Annotated in this window: 13 protein-coding genes; 1 reads left to right on the top strand and 12 read right to left on the bottom strand. The window is 42.7% G+C overall.

Going from position 1 to position 19,366, the window contains the following annotated elements:
* Positions 1-11 precede the first annotated feature (11 nt).
* The 9 genes from BLU33_RS23515 to BLU33_RS23470 form a co-directional block, all read right to left on the bottom strand.
* Entirely contained in the window at positions 12-1,160 is a 1,149-nt protein-coding gene (locus tag BLU33_RS23515; RefSeq protein WP_091379263.1) for a type II secretion system F family protein, read from the bottom strand.
* On the bottom strand, positions 1,147-1,653 hold the full coding sequence (locus BLU33_RS23510; protein ID WP_091379260.1) for a PulJ/GspJ family protein: 507 nt from the start codon (positions 1,651-1,653) through the stop codon (positions 1,147-1,149). Before BLU33_RS23510 ends, BLU33_RS23515 begins: the two co-directional genes overlap by 14 nt.
* On the bottom strand, positions 1,646-1,996 hold the full coding sequence (locus BLU33_RS23505) for a hypothetical protein (protein ID WP_157682347.1): 351 nt from the start codon (positions 1,994-1,996) through the stop codon (positions 1,646-1,648). The genes BLU33_RS23510 and BLU33_RS23505 overlap by 8 nt, the downstream gene beginning before the upstream one ends.
* Positions 1,997-2,070: 74 nt before the next feature.
* Entirely contained in the window at positions 2,071-2,607 is a 537-nt protein-coding gene (locus BLU33_RS23500) for a toxin-antitoxin system YwqK family antitoxin (protein WP_091379254.1), read from the bottom strand.
* Positions 2,600-3,088 carry a hypothetical protein gene (locus tag BLU33_RS23495; RefSeq protein WP_091379250.1) on the bottom strand — a complete coding sequence of 163 codons (489 nt, stop codon included), beginning with the start codon at positions 3,086-3,088 and terminating at the stop codon, positions 2,600-2,602. Before BLU33_RS23495 ends, BLU33_RS23500 begins: the two co-directional genes overlap by 8 nt.
* 2 nt (positions 3,089-3,090) lie before the next feature.
* Positions 3,091-4,047 (bottom strand): hypothetical protein, encoded by a 957-nt coding sequence (locus BLU33_RS23490; RefSeq protein WP_091379247.1) that lies wholly within the window; start codon positions 4,045-4,047, stop codon positions 3,091-3,093.
* Between the two features lie 695 nt (positions 4,048-4,742).
* Positions 4,743-5,165, bottom strand: coding sequence for a hypothetical protein (locus BLU33_RS23480; RefSeq protein WP_091379241.1), 423 nt, complete (start codon positions 5,163-5,165; stop codon positions 4,743-4,745).
* Positions 5,162-9,397: a DUF6443 domain-containing protein gene (locus tag BLU33_RS23475; protein WP_091379237.1), complete on the bottom strand. Its 4,236-nt coding sequence runs from the start codon at positions 9,395-9,397 to the stop codon at positions 5,162-5,164. Before BLU33_RS23475 ends, BLU33_RS23480 begins: the two co-directional genes overlap by 4 nt.
* A 28-nt stretch (positions 9,398-9,425) precedes the next feature.
* Positions 9,426-13,598 (bottom strand): hypothetical protein, encoded by a 4,173-nt coding sequence (locus BLU33_RS23470; RefSeq protein WP_157682345.1) that lies wholly within the window; start codon positions 13,596-13,598, stop codon positions 9,426-9,428.
* A gap of 542 nt (positions 13,599-14,140) precedes the next feature.
* Between BLU33_RS23470 and BLU33_RS23465 the strand changes: the two genes are divergently transcribed.
* Complete coding sequence (locus BLU33_RS23465) at positions 14,141-15,415, top strand: hypothetical protein (RefSeq protein ID WP_091379230.1); 1,275 nt, start codon at positions 14,141-14,143, stop codon at positions 15,413-15,415.
* Positions 15,416-16,034: 619 nt separating this feature from the next.
* On the opposite strand, the gene BLU33_RS23460 is transcribed toward BLU33_RS23465, so the two are convergent.
* The 3 genes from BLU33_RS23460 to istA form a co-directional block, all read right to left on the bottom strand.
* Complete coding sequence (locus tag BLU33_RS23460) at positions 16,035-16,814, bottom strand: response regulator transcription factor (protein ID WP_091379227.1); 780 nt, start codon at positions 16,812-16,814, stop codon at positions 16,035-16,037.
* A 169-nt stretch (positions 16,815-16,983) separates the two neighbouring features.
* Entirely contained in the window at positions 16,984-17,730 is a 747-nt protein-coding gene (istB, locus tag BLU33_RS23455; protein ID WP_091369152.1) for an IS21-like element helper ATPase IstB, read from the bottom strand.
* 20 nt (positions 17,731-17,750) lie between these two features.
* A complete protein-coding gene (gene istA / locus BLU33_RS23450) occupies positions 17,751-19,283 on the bottom strand; it encodes an IS21 family transposase (RefSeq protein ID WP_232009318.1) in 1,533 nt (510 codons plus the stop codon).
* Between the last annotated feature and the right edge of the window lie 83 nt (positions 19,284-19,366).

The raw sequence follows: 19,366 nt of genomic DNA, 5'->3' as shown, positions 1-19,366 counted from the left end.
CATATTCTCTTTTATTGCAAACTATTGCTCATCTGGAACAAAGGCAGGTACATCGAAACCAGGATGATGCCCACGATCAGGCCCAGGAAAATAATAATTAGCGGCTCCATCACACTGCTGAGCGCTGCGGTCTTGTATTCCACCTCTTCTATATACTGTTCCGAGACCTTTTCAAAAAAATAATCCAACTGGTTGGTTTCCTCGCCCACCTTGATAAGCTGTATCATCTTCGGCGGATAGATCGAAAATTGCTGCAGGCTTTCATGCAGCGACCTGCCGCTCATGATATCGTCTTCGACCTTTTGCAGCGAGGATTCGATCGGGTAATAACCGATCATCTGCCGGATCAGGGCGATGGAGCGTAAAAGCGGCAACTGGGCGTTGATCAGCAGTCGCATCGAATTACAAAAGCGGGCGAGATAGATCTTCTGGACCAGGCCACCTACGACCGGGATCCGTAATAATACCAGCGCGGCCAGCTTCCGGTATTGCTCCGTTTTACGCACGCTGAAGATCAGTATAAAAACAAGCACTACGAAGAGCATAAACCAGGGGAAGTAATCCTGCATCCCTTTGGAAATGTTGATGATCTTCGCTGTGATCCAGGGTAACTGCCCGCCAAAACGTTTAAAGACATCACCAAACATCGGCACCACGAACTTCAGCATAAAAAACACCGCGCCAAAGGAAGTGCACATGACCACCACCGGGTAAGTTAATGCCGAAACGATCTTGCGGCGCTGCTTGATTTTATTTTTGTAAAAAGTAGCCATATCCTGCAGCACCTCGATCAATTTGCCCGACTCTTCCCCGATCTGCAGGCTGAATATCTCGTACAAGGAAAACCGGCCGCTTTTTTGCAAGGCCTGCGAAAAGGTAACTCCATGCAATACGTCATTTTGTATGGACTGGTAAAGTGCCTTGTCCTTTTCATTTTTAAGATCGGCGGTGATGAGCTCAAAACTGCTCTTTAAATTCACTCCCGCCCGCAGGAGCGAACTCAGTTCCAGGTACAGCGATTCCTTCTTTTTATCATTCAGTTCCTTGCTCCCAAAACTGATATCCTTGTTGAGCAGTTCCATCAGTCCGCCACTTGTCTTTGGCGTGCCGGTTTTACCCGGGATTTTCTTTTCGTACCTATTAAGATCAATTGATGGCATTATGGTTTCTTGCTAAAAGATTTACTGAACTGTATTGTTTCTGATAATGATACGGAATATTCCCGTTTTTAAGCACGATAAAAAAACTGAGTTCGTCAATGCGGTTCTGCTCGCTGTCAGCGCTTACTTCGCTGATGGGCTGAGTTTCAAACAATGTAGTGAGGCCCCCGCTTTGTATTTTGAAGGTATCAATGACCGGACCTTTCCTGACAATAAAACCCAGCGCGAATACATAGCTTACGCTATCTGATGGACTGGAAAGCAACAGACCGTCCTGTGTTTTGCTGATCAGCGCCGCATGCGCGAAATCTTTGGCCAGTAACTGGTCGATACGTGACAAAACCGTTAAGCCATCATTTTTTTTTTGATAGCCCATGTAAGACTGGCTTACAATGGAATAGGCTGTATAAGTAATACCTATAACGATTGCAGTTATCATCATCGTGATGGTGACTTCCATGATGGTGAAGGCATTTACTTTCTTCTCAATCATTTCTATTGGGAATAATTTTGTGTGCTTCTGCCATCTTCTCACCATTGACATCATAAGCGACCAAGTCAATCTCCAAAAGGCTGCCATCTGCGTCATAGCTTTTCACTTGCTGTTCTATTCTTAAAATATCAACATTAAAAATCCGGGAGCTTACCGCATCATCCTTTTCATCATTTTGCAATGTTTCGTTTAGCAATGCTCCGGCACGAATCTCCAATTCGGAAAGCCCTGACTTCGTGACATTTGCGTAAATTATCATTGCTATGCCAAATACCACCATGATAATTATCATAGAGATTAATACTTCTATAATGGTTGAAGCCTTAACTCTTGGTCTTATCATAAACTTGCTTACAGTCATTGCAGAACTTCTTGTTTTTTTCCGGTTATCAGGCGGATTTTTTACCGTTGAATAAATCAATGTGCAACATGAATGGTATCCATCTTTTTCTTTCTATAGAATTCCAGCTTCCTCCAGAATGAGGTGGTGTCCTTCAACTTCAATACATTGTTTCTATATGTGCCGCTTTCTCTGATGTAACCATTTTCATCACATAGAAAATATTTTCCTGAACGCTGTCCTTTCTTCCAGGTGTATTGCTGGATCAGATTCCCGCTTTCATTCCAGGCCTTCCATATGCCGTCTTTCAGGCCTTCTTTAAAAACACCTTCTTCTTTTAAATTCTTGTTGGGATAATATGCTTTATACCAACCATTCAGCAGCCGTCCGCTAAAGCCGCCCTGAGTTGTGTGAATCATATTTGCGCTGTACCAGAAATAAAACCGGTCGTTGAATAACTCGGGTGCGTCGCTTACCGGCAGGATCTCTGCCTGGATATTGAGACTGTCCGCTGAAACATGCACCTTATCAAGTCCTGACGGCGGCAATTGCTGCCCAAAGCCTAATACAGGCAGTAATAATAGTATAAAAAATGCTCTTTCAATCTTACCCATGGTGAATAACTATATATTTTACTTTACCATTAAAACGTACTTTGACAGAGTCCTGCATATTTTTTAAGAGTTTAACGTTATCGCTGACCTCGCCTTCTGCCAGCATTGCACTTTTACCGTTAATTTGTAAAATAGCAATCAACTTTTTGGTTTCCGGATTGCGGATATAACCTGTATATTTTATAAAATCCCAATTGAAAACCGGCTGCGGTGCAATTGCGGACCGGAGTTCTACACGTTTTTTAATGATTTTATTGGTATCCACAGTTTTTACCAGCCCAAAGGGGTCACTGTATTTTAAATTCAAAGTGCTCGTGTCCCTTTTTACCGCATAGTCATTATAAGGCTCTTTGGTAAATGCCGCAGGCGTGTCATCACTGATATCGTCTGTCTTCACATAGGCAACGAACCTGTAAATGATCAGCCCCCAGACGACCAGTACAGCGACGCCCAGCGCATAGGTAAGCCTCTTGTTTTTCATAACTATTGCAGGACAAAACTTCTTAACACGCTTGTCGTTCCTTCGTTGCCGGCTGCGTCAACAGCGGACACCTTCCAGTAAATCTTATCCCCAGAAGCGCCAAGGGTAAAATTATAGTCCGTTGTATTTACTGATACCGGAAAGGTAGAATTATAGCTTGTAGTCGAGTCGCTCTTAAAAACATATACTTTATAGGATTTAGAACCGGACACTCCCGTCCATTGCAAATTCACCGGTGAACTGACCGTTATACTATTTGCCGGTGACGACAATACCACCTGCGCCGGGGGAATATTATCAAAGGTCACCGTGTTCGACAAGGACCATACGGAATAAGCTGTATCATTCTCAGCCCTTACCCGCCATTGGTAAGTTTGGTTTTTAGGAAAAGTGAAGTTTAGTTGCTGCGTTGCGATCACCTTGTTGTAGACTAATTTGGTGGTATCTGTGAAACTATTGGTATCGACCTGCAACTGGTATTTGGTCGCGCCGTATAAAGCTCCCCAGGACAATGCCACCGTAGTTTGATTAGTCAGGTAATTATTGGCTGGTGAAGTTAGTAGAACTGCTTGTTGTTTGATAGAGGAAGCGGCTACGGTTAATGTCCTTGGATTAGCGTATGCTGTTTGTGAACTCCCGTTCTCTGCCATAACCCGCCACTGGTAACTGCCCGGATTAAGGTTAGCCGTAAATTTATTGGTAGAAACAATCGTATCCAGTACCAACCCACCCGGCGAAGCAAAAGTCCGGCTAACCACCTGTAAGTGATAAGATATTGCATGATCTACCGCGTCCCACCAGAAATTGATTGCATAGCTGGGACTGATATACTGATCGGTTGGTGCTTCCAGCTGTAAATTGCTTTTGCTGATCGAAGGTTCAATAATATCCTGGCACGAATACAATACCTGCATGATACTTATAGTAAGAAAAAGATAAAGAGTAGGTTTAAATTTCATTATGACTAAATTATAAATTAGTCTTGTGTTTTTTTAATTAAATGTTAAAATGGACTAAATTTTCACTTTATTCATTGAATACAAAGATGACGTTAGCTTGTTCCAAGCTATTCCGGTTTGCTTATACTTGCAACTGTAGTCTATTTTACAATACGTGAATTTAGTCATATTAATTATGGCTGGTCAACATGTGTCCAACCGAAATTTATCCTAAACGGTCAACATAATGTATATCCACTATGGTAGTTCCGAAAAAGTTATATTCTTTGTTAATTGCAAAACGTAATTGCATATTAAAGCTAAAAACTAATTTACTGACAGAATGATAGTAAAAACTACAACTACCTTATCGTTATGTCTATAACTATATAAGAAAAATTATTGTAAAAAAAATATTCCGCTACTTTCCTCTGTGAGCTCCTCCAATAAAAATACACAACACTACAAAAACCATTATTATCGCAAATATCACATAAGACCAACCATTTGCAAAGTTTAGTGTATAACGGTTTGCAACGGGATCATAAACAAAAATTTTTTTTGTCGTCCGGTCAAAGTAAAACAAAAATTTATAGTATTTATCTTCGTTTTCACGTGCCATTATTTATTGAAATTTAAAAACATAATGATCAGCATTAATTTTATTAATGGTTATTGAATGCTAATATATCCATGATAAACGTAAGTTTAAAAGCTCATATTGCAAAATATTCTTTTAACAAATTCCAATCACTTTCTTCTAAAGCCGCTTTACGTATAATTGCGAGTTTCACTCCCTTATGATATATTGTCATTATATTTTTTTTTAGTGACATGCTTATTTCCTTTCTTAAATACACTTTAGATGGGCGGGAAAATAATAATTTGTTGATGTAATCTATTGAAAGTTGTTCTTCGTCAAGCTTTATGAAATGAGGTTCAAGTTTATTCAAATAAATCACAATAATGCTTCCGAAACCTACAAGTGTAGTACTTATTTGAAGTTCCGAAGCTACAGCCAAGTTCGATTTAAGGAAAATCAATACCGTTGTTATTGCCCCTAACCCAAAAAGATAATATAGACTTTTAGTTAAATAATAACTTCGGAATATGATTGTCGTGTGTCCTATGTTTTTCATAATTGATTTGGTGGTATTATGATATGTATTGGTGGCAGCGGTTTTGGTTTCGGTTTTGGTGCTGGTTTTGGCTTCGGTGTTGGTTTTGGAGCCGGCTTCGGTGCAGGCGTTGGCGCAGGTTTTGGTGCTGGCGCAGGTGTAGGCGCTGGTGCAGGCGCTGGTGCAGGTGCAGGTGCTGGTGCTGGTGCTGGTGCTGGTACATCTGGTTTTTTAGTTTCATCTTTGGGGGTGCTGACAACCTGCCCGTAGCTATATTCACCAATATCGATAAAACCCGCGGCAAAGTCTAATAAACCTTTTCCAGTAAATACATCGACCCCAATATTAATAGTTGAACCAATAAATTGTCCATCATCGTTTTGATTACCATGATCTTCATCATAGACATGACCTACGGCTTCAGGAAGCGAGCCTGGGATTTCGACTTTTTCATCTTGAAAACTGTTAAGGAAATTAGCGAGCCCCAATCCAAATGTCGTAACGCCGTAAGCTGAAAGCGCAACTCCTCCAACAATCGCAACTCCGGTTGGAGCACCTGCTGTTGCAATAGTGATACCACCTGCAAATGCTACTCCACCGCCAAACATTCCACCGAGTCCATTGAACATTTGACCCAATCTTGGCCATTCACCATCTGGATCAAAAAAGACAATGGGTGAATTAAATGCATATGCATAAGGTGAATATCTTCTGAATTTTTCTCCTTCCGGATCGTAAACTGTCCAACGTCCTATCACCGGATCATAGAACCGTGCACCATAATCGTATAGGTTCAGGTCTGCCTGAAATTCCTTTTTATTGTAGAGATAGTTATTGGGCGGAAAACCTATCGAATGATTTATGTCTAAACCAAAAGGATAATAATCATCCGACTGAATCATATTTGCGGCACCGGTTGATTTGGTGTCAAAGGTCAACCGGACGTTGCCCAAGTGATCCACAAGGTCATATTCATAGTTATAACTAGTACCTGTTGTTGGCGGGACAGCCCTGCCTTCATCCGTTTGAATAAAGGTCAGAGCGCCATTATCATATTCTATGCCGTCAATATAATCCGTAGTGGTAGTAACCCCCTGCGGACTGGATACCTTGCGCAGCTTTCTGCCGCTGGCATCATAGATGATCGTCACCGTACCACCGGAAAAACTGCTTACCTGTGGAAGGTTTAGGATATTTGTCGTTGTAACCGTTCTTCCACGAAAGTTATCTTGGATCACATTTCCGTTGGGATCGTAGCCGTAAGTGAAAGTGCCATACTTGTAACCATGTACGCTTGCATCAGCATTGACATCCTGCACAGATTGCAGTTGATTGGTGGGAAGTCCTCCTACTAGATAATTATAGTTTAACTGATCAATGATTGCGCCTGCCCAACTGCGCTGCAGGTTGCTGATGTTGCCGTTCTGATCATAAATGATCCCCTGCTCGCTATAACCATTGGAGCCAATGCCACTCGTCAGTCGATTCAAATTGTCGTACAGGTAGGCATAATATTGTTGCTGACCACCATTCGATGTCCACAACTGTGTAGCGACATTACCATTATATTGCGGAGCAAAACTGGTAACTAGGGTGGGATTAATGGTATTGTTATTATACTGCAGCTTTTCTGAGAATAAAGCCGCGCTGTTATTAATAAGCCAGCCGCGTTCATTGTAACCATAAGTCACCGTCTGGAAAGGATTTCCCGTGCCTACCGTATGCAGCTGTTTGGTAACAAGTAATCCAAGCTCGTTATATATACCCTTCGATAGTTGTACATTCACATCAGGAGTATTGCCGCCGTTTTGGATTTGTTCCGATGCGGTTTGTTCCCTTCCCTCTTGGTCATAGGTATAGGCAGTCGTTATCGTATTAACTGGAGTGGCACCGCCAGCTGTATTATAAAAATAACGGGTAACAGTATTAACCTCGTTGGCAAAGTCCAGCCCATAAACAATATCATCATAATTAAAAGTAGATACAGCGCCTCCCTGGTAATGCTGTTTGACGGTTTCGATGTTCCTGCCCAAGTCGTCATAATAATTGACTGTCCAGAGCATCGCGCCGGCGTTGGCATTATCCAGTACCGCCGTTTTTGTAGCCGTCAAAAGACTATTAGTCATAAGAGATGGAGTAGTTTTGTGTTGCGTCGGGATACCCGGAGCGGTATAGTCATCGTAATAACTAATGCTTAATATCTGGTCAAGTGTCTGGGGATAGCTACTGATCGTATAACCTGTGGTCGTATTGGATGGAGTTCGGACATCCCATTGCGGCGCACCGTAGACAGCTATCCGCAATGCTGTCGGTGAAATAACTGTATTGTTATTGCTCCATAGTCCCGTCATGATTACTCTTCCTAAAGCGTCATACTTGGTGATCAGCCATTGATTCTTTGCGTAAAGATTAGGGTCCTGACTCGCCACAACCTGATCGGCTTTATTGTAAACCATGTATTCCCATCCCTTGCCCGGAACAGCTTTGGCCGTCATCCGGTTGCGCTCATCATACTGGTACTGGTAGCACAAGTTGTTTAGCGTGGTCTGGCTGATTGCCATGGTCGCATCTCCACCTGCCATTGGCGGTAATACGAAAGCGAGATTCCCGTTGATGTCATAAACATAATAGGTCGACAAAACTTCTACTGACCCTGATTTCAGGTTATAAGCACGTTTGAGTACGATATGGCCAACTATATCTTTATATTCCTCGGTTGTCCCCGCCCGGCCCATAGCTGTCGTATAATTTTCATCTTCGGTAACATTTACGGTTAACTGGCCGGCATTATAAGTAGCGGTATTATTCGCGCGGCCCAGTGTCCGTGAGCCATCACTGTTGATTGTCGCTGTATACAACGCTACCTGCATACTGGTAGAGGGACTTGAGCTCCAAGAAGTCGCATTGTTAAATGCGTAAATGGGTCTGACCGTATGATTGCCGCTAATTTGCCAGTCCGCGCCATCGGCGCCCTGGTTTGTTATCCGGTTTAGTGGTGAATTTTCATAAACAGTTTGTGCATAGGGGTAGGTAGTATTCACATGATCTGTGGAATTAACCTGGTAAAAAGCATATTGATCCCCGCTGGTATAACCGTTGCTGCCACTCAACGCACTGTAGCGGTAACCGCCGGCTGTGCCAGTAGACGTACTGTAAGGATTGTATTTATATACCTCTCTTCCCAACTGATCATAGGCTATAGGCTGAACTATATCCTTTCCTGTACCTGAAGCGCCCTGTATAACTTTCTGCATCGGCCTTCCCAATCCGTCAAAGTAAGTGTAACCAATATCTACCTGGCCGATGGAAAGACCCGTAAGACCGGCTATCGTAGTAATGTTTGGTGTTCGAACATTAGTTTCTTCCACATAGTTATAATCCAGGTTATTGGGGTTATAGGCTACCGCATAACTTGTCGTGGCCGAGCTTCCGTTACACCCGGTCGCAATAACACTAACTGTAGCAATTCCGCTAAATGACGTATTCCATGTCACCGTTCCCGTAGTACTGTTCCCGCTGATCGTACCCGCACCTGCTGGGCTTAGCGCCCAGGAATAACCTGTAGAATTTGAAGCTGATGCAGTATAGGTACCACTCGTAGTCCCAGCGCTCACACTGCCGGGACCTGTGATTGTGCCAAGATTACTAACCCCTTGTGATGCGGTAATCGTAACTGCAGCCAGTTGAGCGCCTGAACAAGTGTTATGTATTACCGCAAAATAACTGCCGGGTTGGGTGACCACATATGTCTGTACATTTGTGTTATTTTGTGGTGCGCCATTGTAAAACCATTGGTACGTATAATCTGTTCCGGCTACCGTTGGTTGCACCGTTAAATTTATTGATCCACCTCCGCATGGCAATGCTGTTCCGTTAGGTGTGGTTATTGTTCCACCTGCTGCCGTTGTTTCATAGTTGATTGTAGTGGTTGCTACCGTAGTTGGTGTCGTGCAGGCAGCCGAAGTTGCGGTCACCGAATAAGCTCCTCCTATATAATCAGGAACATTGCTCCATGTCAGTGCAGAGCCTGTGCCAGTAAGGGTTCCCTCAAATTGGGCACCGTTCCCATTAAGTGTATAAGTTATACCGGATTGAGATCCGGACATGGTTATGGTTACAGTGTTGCTGCAAACGTATCCATTGGGTGTTAACGTATAATGCGTAAAGTTACAGTTCTGACCAAAAGATCTGGTATAGGATCCCAGTAATAAGATTAACGCGATAACAAATAAAGATTGTTTATAAGGTTTCATCAGGTTCTTTTTTTATTGTGATCTGCAATTAGTTTAATACAAGGGTGGATGGTGCCGAGGTAGTCCCAGTCGGCGCCGGATAGGTTGCCGAGTAGCAGGTGATCGTGAACCTATAGGTATGACCATTCCGAGGCAGTGTAATCTGCACTGGTGAACTGCACCCGTTGTTGCCCTGATTGGTTACGTTCGTAGTCATGTCCGTATATGTCAGTTGTGTTCCGGTGCATCCGCTTACAGGTGTAAAGTTTATGGTCACCACTCCTGCAGATTCCGATATTCCTGTAATTACCGGCTGGTTAGTCACCGCCGCATAGTTATAGGCATATGCCTTGACGATGCTACCCGTTTGATCAGAGATCGCATTCAATCTTTCAAAGTTATCATAGCTATAATAAGTGAACTGCGATTTTGCATTTGCCGAGCCTTTTAAACCAACCAGGGGTTCATAAACATAACTCGTCATTTGAGCACTCTGGGGATATAGTCTCAATTCATCGATTGCCCCGTTGCCGTTGATGCTTACAGCAGACACACCGGTAACCACATGCTGAAAATAGGTCCATACCGGACTGGCCAGCGACGGGATACTCGTTCCCTGGCTCACCGACTGCGATCCGGAAACCGTGTAAGAACCGTTCTTACTCCAGTAACTTACGATGTATGTCTGCGCAGGATTAAGTACGCCAGAGACTAGCGGCGCTCCACTAACCGATGCGGTTAGGTTATAGTAATAATGCCCTGCTGCCGCACTCCCACTTATAATACTGCCAGATGTGATACCAGTCCAGTTTCCCGAAGGCGCAACTATATCACCTGCGACTGCATATTCGAAAGAATTATAAGCGATGTCGTTAAATCCACTTGAGGTATAATATTGGTAGGTCGGATAGGATACATTGGCGGTAAATCCATAGTAGTTTTGGAATCCTGCCATTGTATACACGGTGAAGGACAGTGTGTATGTACCGGGAGGCACATTGGCGATGGAAGCAGAAGCGGCCGTAGAACCACAGGAGCTTGTTCCGCCGGGAGTTGAAGTACATAAGTTAACCTCTGTAAAATAATGCCCGTTGGTTAATATGCATCCTATGGTCGATGAGTTATTACCAGATAGGCCGTTGTTACTGTAGGCAACTGACACGTTTACGCTCCCAGTTCGCTGAACGATTATCGTATTGGAAACAGAGCCGTTTATTGAACCTGGAACAAAGGCGGTATAACTCGATGTCGTTGCCGGATTCGAGCCGGAAATATTCGAATAGATGTTATTGGCATTTTGCACCGTGGCAACGGGTTTGCTGCCATTATAGTCCCATACATAACCCGTCACGCGACCAGCATTGTCCAAAGTTGAGGAAACATTGCCAAAACTGTCATAGAACAGGCTTTGCTTTAAAATGTAATGGCCGTCCAGGTTTAATTGCCCGGGTGTAAGTACCCCGGAATAGGTTGATGGTGTTTTAGCACTAAATGCATTTGTACCTGTAGCCTCAAAGTTATAGGCCGCGTCGTTATACAACTTTCCGCTACCATAGGATTGGTATGTATGTACTTCCCCACCGGTGACATATTCCGTTCCTCCGGTTGTCACCGTCTGTATTTTTTCTATAACCACATTGTTCATATTCTGCGTCACCATCATACTGTATGGGTTCGTGTTGCTACTGGTCGCAAAATTATAGGGATACAAATACCTGGTCTTTTCTACATTACCGTCGCTGTTTGTAATATCCTGCTCTATCAGGTTTTGGTACTGATCATAGGTGTTGTTCTTAGTAGTAGCCAAGAAATTATTGGCTCCGGTAAGGTTAAGGTCAAAGCTGGTTGTTGCTTCTGAAATCGGAACGAACGGATAATAATATAATTGATAAGACGTGCGGGATATAGCCCCCACATTATTAGTCGAGCAAATAGTAAGTTGTGACGAGGCGACCGCATTGGCGGTGTAAGTTGGTGCAGGACTGGTGGCATTGGTTACCGTATTTGAGTAATTGATTGCATCGGACAAAACAGGATGCCCTGCTTGATTATAACTCGTTTTGTTCAGCAGCTTACCTCGTTCGTAAGCCAACGAGGTACTATAGAAATAATCTATTCCATTTTTATTAATATTACTTAATGGTGCAATATCCTGATACCCATTGTCATCATTGGTAAAATTATATATAGTGTAACTACCGTCAGAAAGCACCTCCGCTACATTGGTGTAACCTATATGTGTTCCGGTGCTACTTGCTGTTAATGGAAATACTGGACTAGATGAATAAGATTGGTAGGTGAAGGAATGGCTGCTTAAATCTGTTCCGCTAATCGTGAAATTATAGAGTGGTTGGCTGTCCAGGATACCACTTGACGGTAATGAGGACAGTTGTGCTGTAGGCGTATAACCATTTACGTAATAATACTTTTTGGTTAGGCTATTTCCGTTGTTATCTATGCTTGTTATATGGTTGATCCGCAATCCGCCAGTAACGCCCGTGACTGCCGCCGGGGCCACCCCGCTGCTGCGATTAATGGCCTGGCTGTACGTGTTGGGCTCATAGTAAAAATTGGCGGCACCACCTGTGGGATAAGTTAACGAGGTCAGTATTTCCGCCTGGGTCTGAACTCCTGTAGGGTCTGGAGCGCGTATCGCGGTATTGGTGACTGCAAAAGTTGTAGTGTTACCATTATTAAATCCCCAGGAATCCGTATTACTGGCTAAATATCCAGCTAACGCTAAAGGGTTATATGTAAAGTTGTAATTCTGAACAGCCAACGAGTTTCTATCATTAATGCTAATAGCATTTAAATGCAGTCTTTTGGTAGGGTCATTATTATAACTGAAGTTCGCCGATCTCTCCACAACTCCACTAGATGAATTTACAATATTAAACCCGTCACATTTCAACCAGATACAACGGCTGGCGTAACCTATATTAGGATCTTCAGCTGGCAAAGTATTGGTTCCGAAATAAGGAATAATAGTTGACGTCATAATTGTATTGTCAGCTAAATATGGACTTGGAAAATCACTTGGGGGAGGGTTGATGCTATAACCCGCGCTTTGGTATACCTGGGCATAGGGGTTGGCTGATGAACCAAATGGCGAGGTGTAAGCAGCAGTTGCATATTTCAATTCCGCAGTCGCTGATTTCTTAAAATCAATCTCTAGGTCTTCTGTCGGCATGGTTATCTTTGTCAGATAGACCGGAAAAATTAAGCTGCCAGAAAAACCTGAGGAGCCTGGATTACCGCCGGAACAAGACATCGACGGCGTACCAAAGCTTCCCGGGCTAGTTCCCTGGCCCTGGTTTGCACTATAGCTGAATCCGATAGTGCTTTCCAGCGGACCCCGTTCATAAGAAAGATTAATCGTTTCAGATTGATCCGCAGAAATAATCTTGGTCAGATACCAGGAAGTGGCAGTAAGGGAACTTGTTCTTACTCCGTTAGGGATCATAACATCGGTAAATTCGATTCCTGTGTTATAGGTATCATTGCTGCCAAAAATATATTGATTACCAGCCTCATCAGTGATCGTAAATCTCATAAAGGTCTTAGACATCTCGCCACTACCTCCCAGATCAGTATTGTAGATATAGGGATAAGCCAAATCTGCTGCCTGGAATGATACCTTAAGGTTTTTATCGCACTGAACTTGCCAATTGCCATTTTGGTCTAAAAAGAACTTCCCTGAATAACCGAGGAAGTTAAAATCAAATTCATCCGGCTGTTCATCCGCGTCTATCCCTTCACTATGATTGGTACCATAATAAAGTACGGCAGTATTGACAGCCGCAGCTGTGGCCCAATTCGCCGCTGATATGTTACCGTGTGTATAGTAATAACCCATGGCGCCTTCGCTGGATCTGTTATACTCATCAATCAGACCGTTGGGCTTTCGCGTTATTAATCCGCCAGCCTGAAGACTCCAGCCATTACCAACCCATCCTGGGTGAACTTCCGGCCGGAGACCCGAAGCGTTATAACTCATCGAAATTGGCATGTTGATCTTATTCCCTTTGACTGTGTAAAGAGGTACACTGATATTGGGAATACCCGTAAAATAGGACACTGGCAGCTCCGTATACAGGCCCAAACTAGACGCATTGGGGCTCGGGATAGCCACTGACCACCCCTGCCATTGCTGAGCGCACAAATTATTTACGCTACCTGCCGTTAGAACAAAAAACAATGCTATTCTCTTTAGCGAATTCATAAAAATATTGAGTAAAATAGTGTAAAATCCTTTTTTGGGACAAAGGCATGCCACACATGCCGGGTAAAGCATAGTAATAAATACGCAGTAATATACGGCGGTATATAATTACAGGCTAATCTGAAATTAGGAAAATCTTCATGACATTAATTGTGATATAGGTTTAAAAATGATTGGTTTATTTATAAGAGGTTGCTGAACAATATTAAAAGTTTATTTACACATTTCCAATTTATTATAAAAAATAAATAAACATATTCTCAGTTAAATAATTCATAAATCTCTCACTTCAGCCCCCTTTAACCTGGGTACTACTTTCACCCCCAGAACCGATGGCGCGAAATCGATAGGCATTAACATCACAATGAGTTGAACGAGGTTGAGAGTTTAGATGTTTATGATAAGTTTCCCTCAATGTGTTTGTTGGACATGTAAAAAAAAATCTCAATATTTATCATCTGAAACCTTTGTACGTCTCATGCATAGTTATAATAAATCGTCAATTCAATTTGCAATAAATTGCTTTTTATTTTATTCACACAATGATTAAATCCTCAGCTTTATATATTGTCATCATATTTGCTTTGGTTATCGGTGTTATTTGTTCATCGCTAATTGTGACGGGTTATTTCTATAGACTTCAATATCAAAAAGCAAATAGGCGCAGTCAGTTGAATAATAATCTAGCATCCGCCACAAATATAATTTTGGCCAGCGATGATACCAGTTATGCGAATCAAAAGTCGTTTAGTCTCTATAACTTAGAAAATGACTCTGTTTCTACCCAAAGAATCTTTTGGGGCCTTTATGATATAGGTATCGCAAAAGCTTTTATTCAGCACGACACGTTATATAATATTTTCAGCATTGCGAATTTGATTGATTCAACAAAATGGGCGGCGCTATATTTTTCAGATAATAATGGCTCGCTTGGAATTAGCGGAAATTCGATGATCCGCGGAAATATATTCATCCCGGCGGGAGGTGTCAAACCAGCCTATGTCGACGGAAAATTTTACAACGGCGATAAAAGAATTGTCATAGGTAATAAAAATCAAAGTAGTCCTACTCTACCAATATTGGCAGATGGTAGATTGCACCATTTAATCGCGCTATATCAATCTCAGCTTGGTGCTGAAGATTATACCACAAAAAATGATTCAATTGTAAATTCTTTTAATAATCAAACTCAATTCATCAATTTAGGAAAAAAGATTGCAATATTTCAAAAGCTATATTTTAAGGGAAATATTATCATACATTCCGACACAACTATCACTATAGATAGCACTACACGAATGGATAATGTAATGGTATTTGCGAAATCTATTATTATTCGAGACGGCTTTCGCGGTAAAGCTCAGTTTTTCGCTCAAGACTCTTTAAGTGTCGGCAAAAACTGTCAACTTAATTATCCATCTTGTTTGGGAATATTAAGAAAAAAGTCGCCCCTGGTTAAAAAAAATGCTTTTTTGAAGATTGGACCAAATGCCAAAATTAGTGGTGCCGTTATTTTTTTTGAAGAAAAAGATTACCAGGAATCAATAAGCGCGAACTTGGCTACCATTGGAAAAAATTCTATTATAAACGGTCAAATATATTCAAACGATCAGATCCTTTTTCAAGACTCGGTTCGGGTAAATGGAAGCATTTTTGCAACCCGATTTTTATATCAAAGTTCCTATTCAGCTTACACCAATTATTTAGTAAATATTAAAATAGATGAAAGATCATTATCACGTTACTATCTAACAAGCACGCTTTTTCCTGTGGCAAAAAACAAAGAAAGAGTTCTTGAATGGCTTGAAAGTAACTAATCACGATACTAATGATGCCCACGAACCCTTAGTTCAATTGCAAAAAATATTTTGTATTAGCAAGTTCGATCATCCCGGCCTGATTGCTAAAGTTCTCTTTCACATTACAAATATTGATTTCCCGCTTAAACGCTACTAGCATATATCTTATTTAGAATGGCTTCTCTCATTTTGTCTAAACTTAGTGGACTTAGGCCCTGTCGGCGGAAAGTAAGCCAACGAATTAACTGTTTTCATCATGATTAAATAATTGATTTTAGCTTATTGCATGATAAGATTCAGGTGTTTTCAACTAGTGCCGCTGTCAGCTAAGTGACTGAATTATTAGTTTTTAGTTTATTTGATTAAAGATAAAGTAGAAAGGTATTTTATCATCCATGACCTTGTTTGCGCAGGTCCCCGGAGCAGACCCGGCTTAAGCGCTGTCCTCAAAAAATATCGCCGAGGGGAACTGGACCGTGCAACGTTGCAATTATTGTAGCGATTCCTGCCTATAATAAAACGGACCAACGTACCGCTGACAGCAACATTAGAGAATCCTACTTCAGATAAATATCTGAAACGAACATTTTTTGGCTTAACAATCGAAAGAATTAATGCTGGATTTTTTGTTAAAAGCTCATACGCCGTGAAAAAATTTATGAAGTAAAGCAACCTTGTTCTTGACTTGCGACTTCTCGTATATGTTCTGGATGTGATTCTCGACTGTTTTCCCCGCTATAAAAAGCTTTTCAGAAATCTCCTTATAGGATAAGCCCTGCCTGACCAGTAACACTATTTCGATTTCACGGCCAGTGAGCCGATAATACCGACACGTCTGCTCGAAGACTACCGTTTCCGAATTTTTATTGGCCAGTTCTATCAGGCGTTGATATTCCTTCCTTGCTGACTTAATTGATTTCCAGATAAAAAGAAAAGTAATTCCGATGATGCCCGTATTCGTGCATAACACTTCAATCAGCTGGCTGCTTTCGACTGCCCCGAAAAAGGCTAATGATGCCCATGGCGTGATAGCGCAGTACATTGTAATTTCTTCCAGATATTTATGGCGATTCCTTTCTTTCCTGTGCTTTTTCCTGATTGCCTGAAGCATCACCCAAAGCAATACCATGGCATATATAAATGGCACCACCATTCCATACTTAATATCCCGGTTCAGATTGCCGTTAATCGTATAAATCACCACAAAAAAGAGCAGGTACGGCAGGATCAGGAAGAGCGGCACGCCAAAGTAAGCGTGCCAGCGAAGAGGTGGCAAATCGCAGGCTTTATAAAAATAAAAAGGAAAATAAGAAGCCGTCAGGAAGCCGCTTCCGTAAGCGATCATCATCTGGGTGGAGATAGGGATGCCGATCTTGGGGTCGGGAAAAAGGCCGCCGGTAATATTGTAAACCAACATCAGCGTTAGCAAAATGAGGTATAATAACCGGTTCAGATCCTGCGTGTATATTATGGAGATGTTGACCACCCTGTTTCGGGCCAAATTGACCCAGGGGTTAGCTGACTTTTGGGTTGCAGCAAATGCTATAAAAGCATGTACAAAAATAGTTATTTAAAAGGTAATTTCATTAATGGCTGTTTTCTGGTTCAACATTACGTTTTCTTCTCATAGATTCTCCCTTTAACTCGATGCGGTGTGCATCATGAACGATCCGGTCAAGGATCGCATCAGCAACCGTTTTTTCACCGATCACTTCAAACCATTTGCTCACTGGCAACTGCGAAGTGATGATCAGCGAGGTCTTACCGTGCCTGTCCTCAATGATCTCCATTAGCGCAGCCCTGCTTTGTGCATCAAAAGGCTGGATACCAAAGTCGTCGAGTATGAGCAATTGCTGTCTTTCGATCTTAGCCAGCTCTTTCATGTAGGAGCCGTCCGCCTTGGCCATCTTCAGTTTAGCGAACAGTTTGGGTGTACTGGTGTACAATACCCGGTAGCCCAATACACAGGCCTGGTAGCCCACAGCAGAAGCAATATAGCTTTTACCGATACCGGTACTGCCGGTGATCAGCAGGTTCTCGAAGCGGTCAACAAACGTACAATCTGCCAGGCGCATGATCTGGTTGCGGTCGATACTTCGGTCGGCATGATAATGAACATCTTCAATTGAAGCTTTATAGCGGAACCGGGCATATAGGATCGTGCGTTCGATACGCCTGTTCTGCCGGTCGTCCCATTCTGCATCTACCAGGTGGGCCAGTAGTTCATCTGCCGTGTAATCGTTTGTTTTACCGGTTTCCATACTGCTTTTAAAGGCATGGAACATGCCGAAGAACTTCATCTTCCGCAGTTTGTCTAAGGTGCTTGTGTTCATGTTATTGTTGTTTTAAATGGTTATTTGTAATAGTCTTTTCCCCGGATATTACCATGATCAGGCATGGGTAGCTCATCGGCAAATATGCTTTCCTCATAGTTGTCCATCTTGTTTTCCAATATGGTTTGTATCGTTTTATAGCTATAAAGGCCATAACTGAGCCCTCGCTGACAGGCCATTATTAACCGGTCATTCCCTGCTTTTTTTGCAAAGCCAAGTACCCCCAGGCAGGATTTGTAAGCCTGTTCGGGGTGTTGTTTACGCTCCAGTATCTGAAGGATATATAGCCTGACATCCTCATGAATGGAGGCCGCCCAATTGAGGAACATATCTGGTGTCCAGTCACTTTTAAAGCGGTGAGCGCTGGCCATGTGTTCTTTGTCAGTAGTATAACCATAGGGGTTCTTTTCGCGCGGGTGCAAAGCGATACGCTCATAATTGGAGTAGATCTCTACAATAGTGCGGGAGTATAATAGCTTAACCCGCTTGCCGATGAAGCGATAAGGCACACTGTAATAGTGTTTATCAGGGCCGAGATTGACATGGCCATTCTTGATCACCCTGGCATAAAAGTGTTTTTTGAACTGGTAACGCAGGACAGGTAGCGGTGCCAGGGCCCCACGCTCGATCTCTTCAAACTGTAGTATCCTGCTATAATTGCGACCCTTAAGCAACTGGCTGTTATGGACTTCCAGGGCCTGCCAGATCGCTGTATTGAGTTCTGTTAAAGAATGGTAGACATGCTTGTTTAAAGGGGCGTATACCTTGGTATAAATGATCTTAACGGCACCTTCTACTAATGCCTTGTCACGCGGGCGGTACGCCCGCGCTGGTAGAATGGTAGTCCCATAATGGTCGGCGAAGTCTTCAAATGTTTCGTTAAGGGTTGGTTCATAGCGGCTGCTTTTGGTTACAGCCGCCTTCAGGTTATCCGGTACAATGGCGGCAGGAACGCCGCCGATAAAGTGCAGGGTATTCTCGCAGGCTGCGATAAAGTCTTCCTTTTGCTGGCTCATAACAGCCTCTACATAGGTGAGCTGACTGGCCCCAAGGATTGCTACAAAGACTTCTACTTCAATGACTTCACCGGTTTCCTTGTCCGTATAGCTCATCTTTTCACCCGCAAAATCAACGTATAGCTTGTCTCCGGCCTTGTGATCCATGTGCATGGTCGGGTTGACCCTGGTCTTCCATTGGTTGTAATACGTGCAAAACTGGGTGTACTTATAGCCGTCAGGAAACTCTTTGATATAGGCTTCCCACAGGAGTTGCCGGTTCATACCGGTCTTTTTGAGCTCTTTATCGACGTGCGGAAAGCAGCGCAGCATGGATTGCATACGGCTGCTTGGCTGGTTGTTTTCCCTGGTCTTGCCGAAAATATCTTCCAGTTCCTTATCATTCAGGCTATTAACTTCTTCAAAGGTAAAGCCGCTCTTCTTAAGGACGGCCAGGTACTTTCTTACGGTATTCCGGGATGAATCAATCTGGGCAGCTATAAATCGCGTGCTGCGACCCTGGCTGTTCATCCTTAAAATCTTTCTAATCTTACTCATGCTGATTGTCAAATTGGCCATCTTAGAACGGGTCTTTTGCCCTCAAAAGATGGTTGCTTCTACAGCATTTGCTACGAGTTTTG

Origin of the sequence: Mucilaginibacter mallensis (assembly GCF_900105165.1) — a bacterium.
GTDB classification, from domain to species: Bacteria; Bacteroidota; Bacteroidia; order Sphingobacteriales; family Sphingobacteriaceae; genus Mucilaginibacter; species Mucilaginibacter mallensis.
Note: the sequence above shows the minus strand (reverse complement) of the source record. Positions and strands in the feature narration are given on the sequence as shown.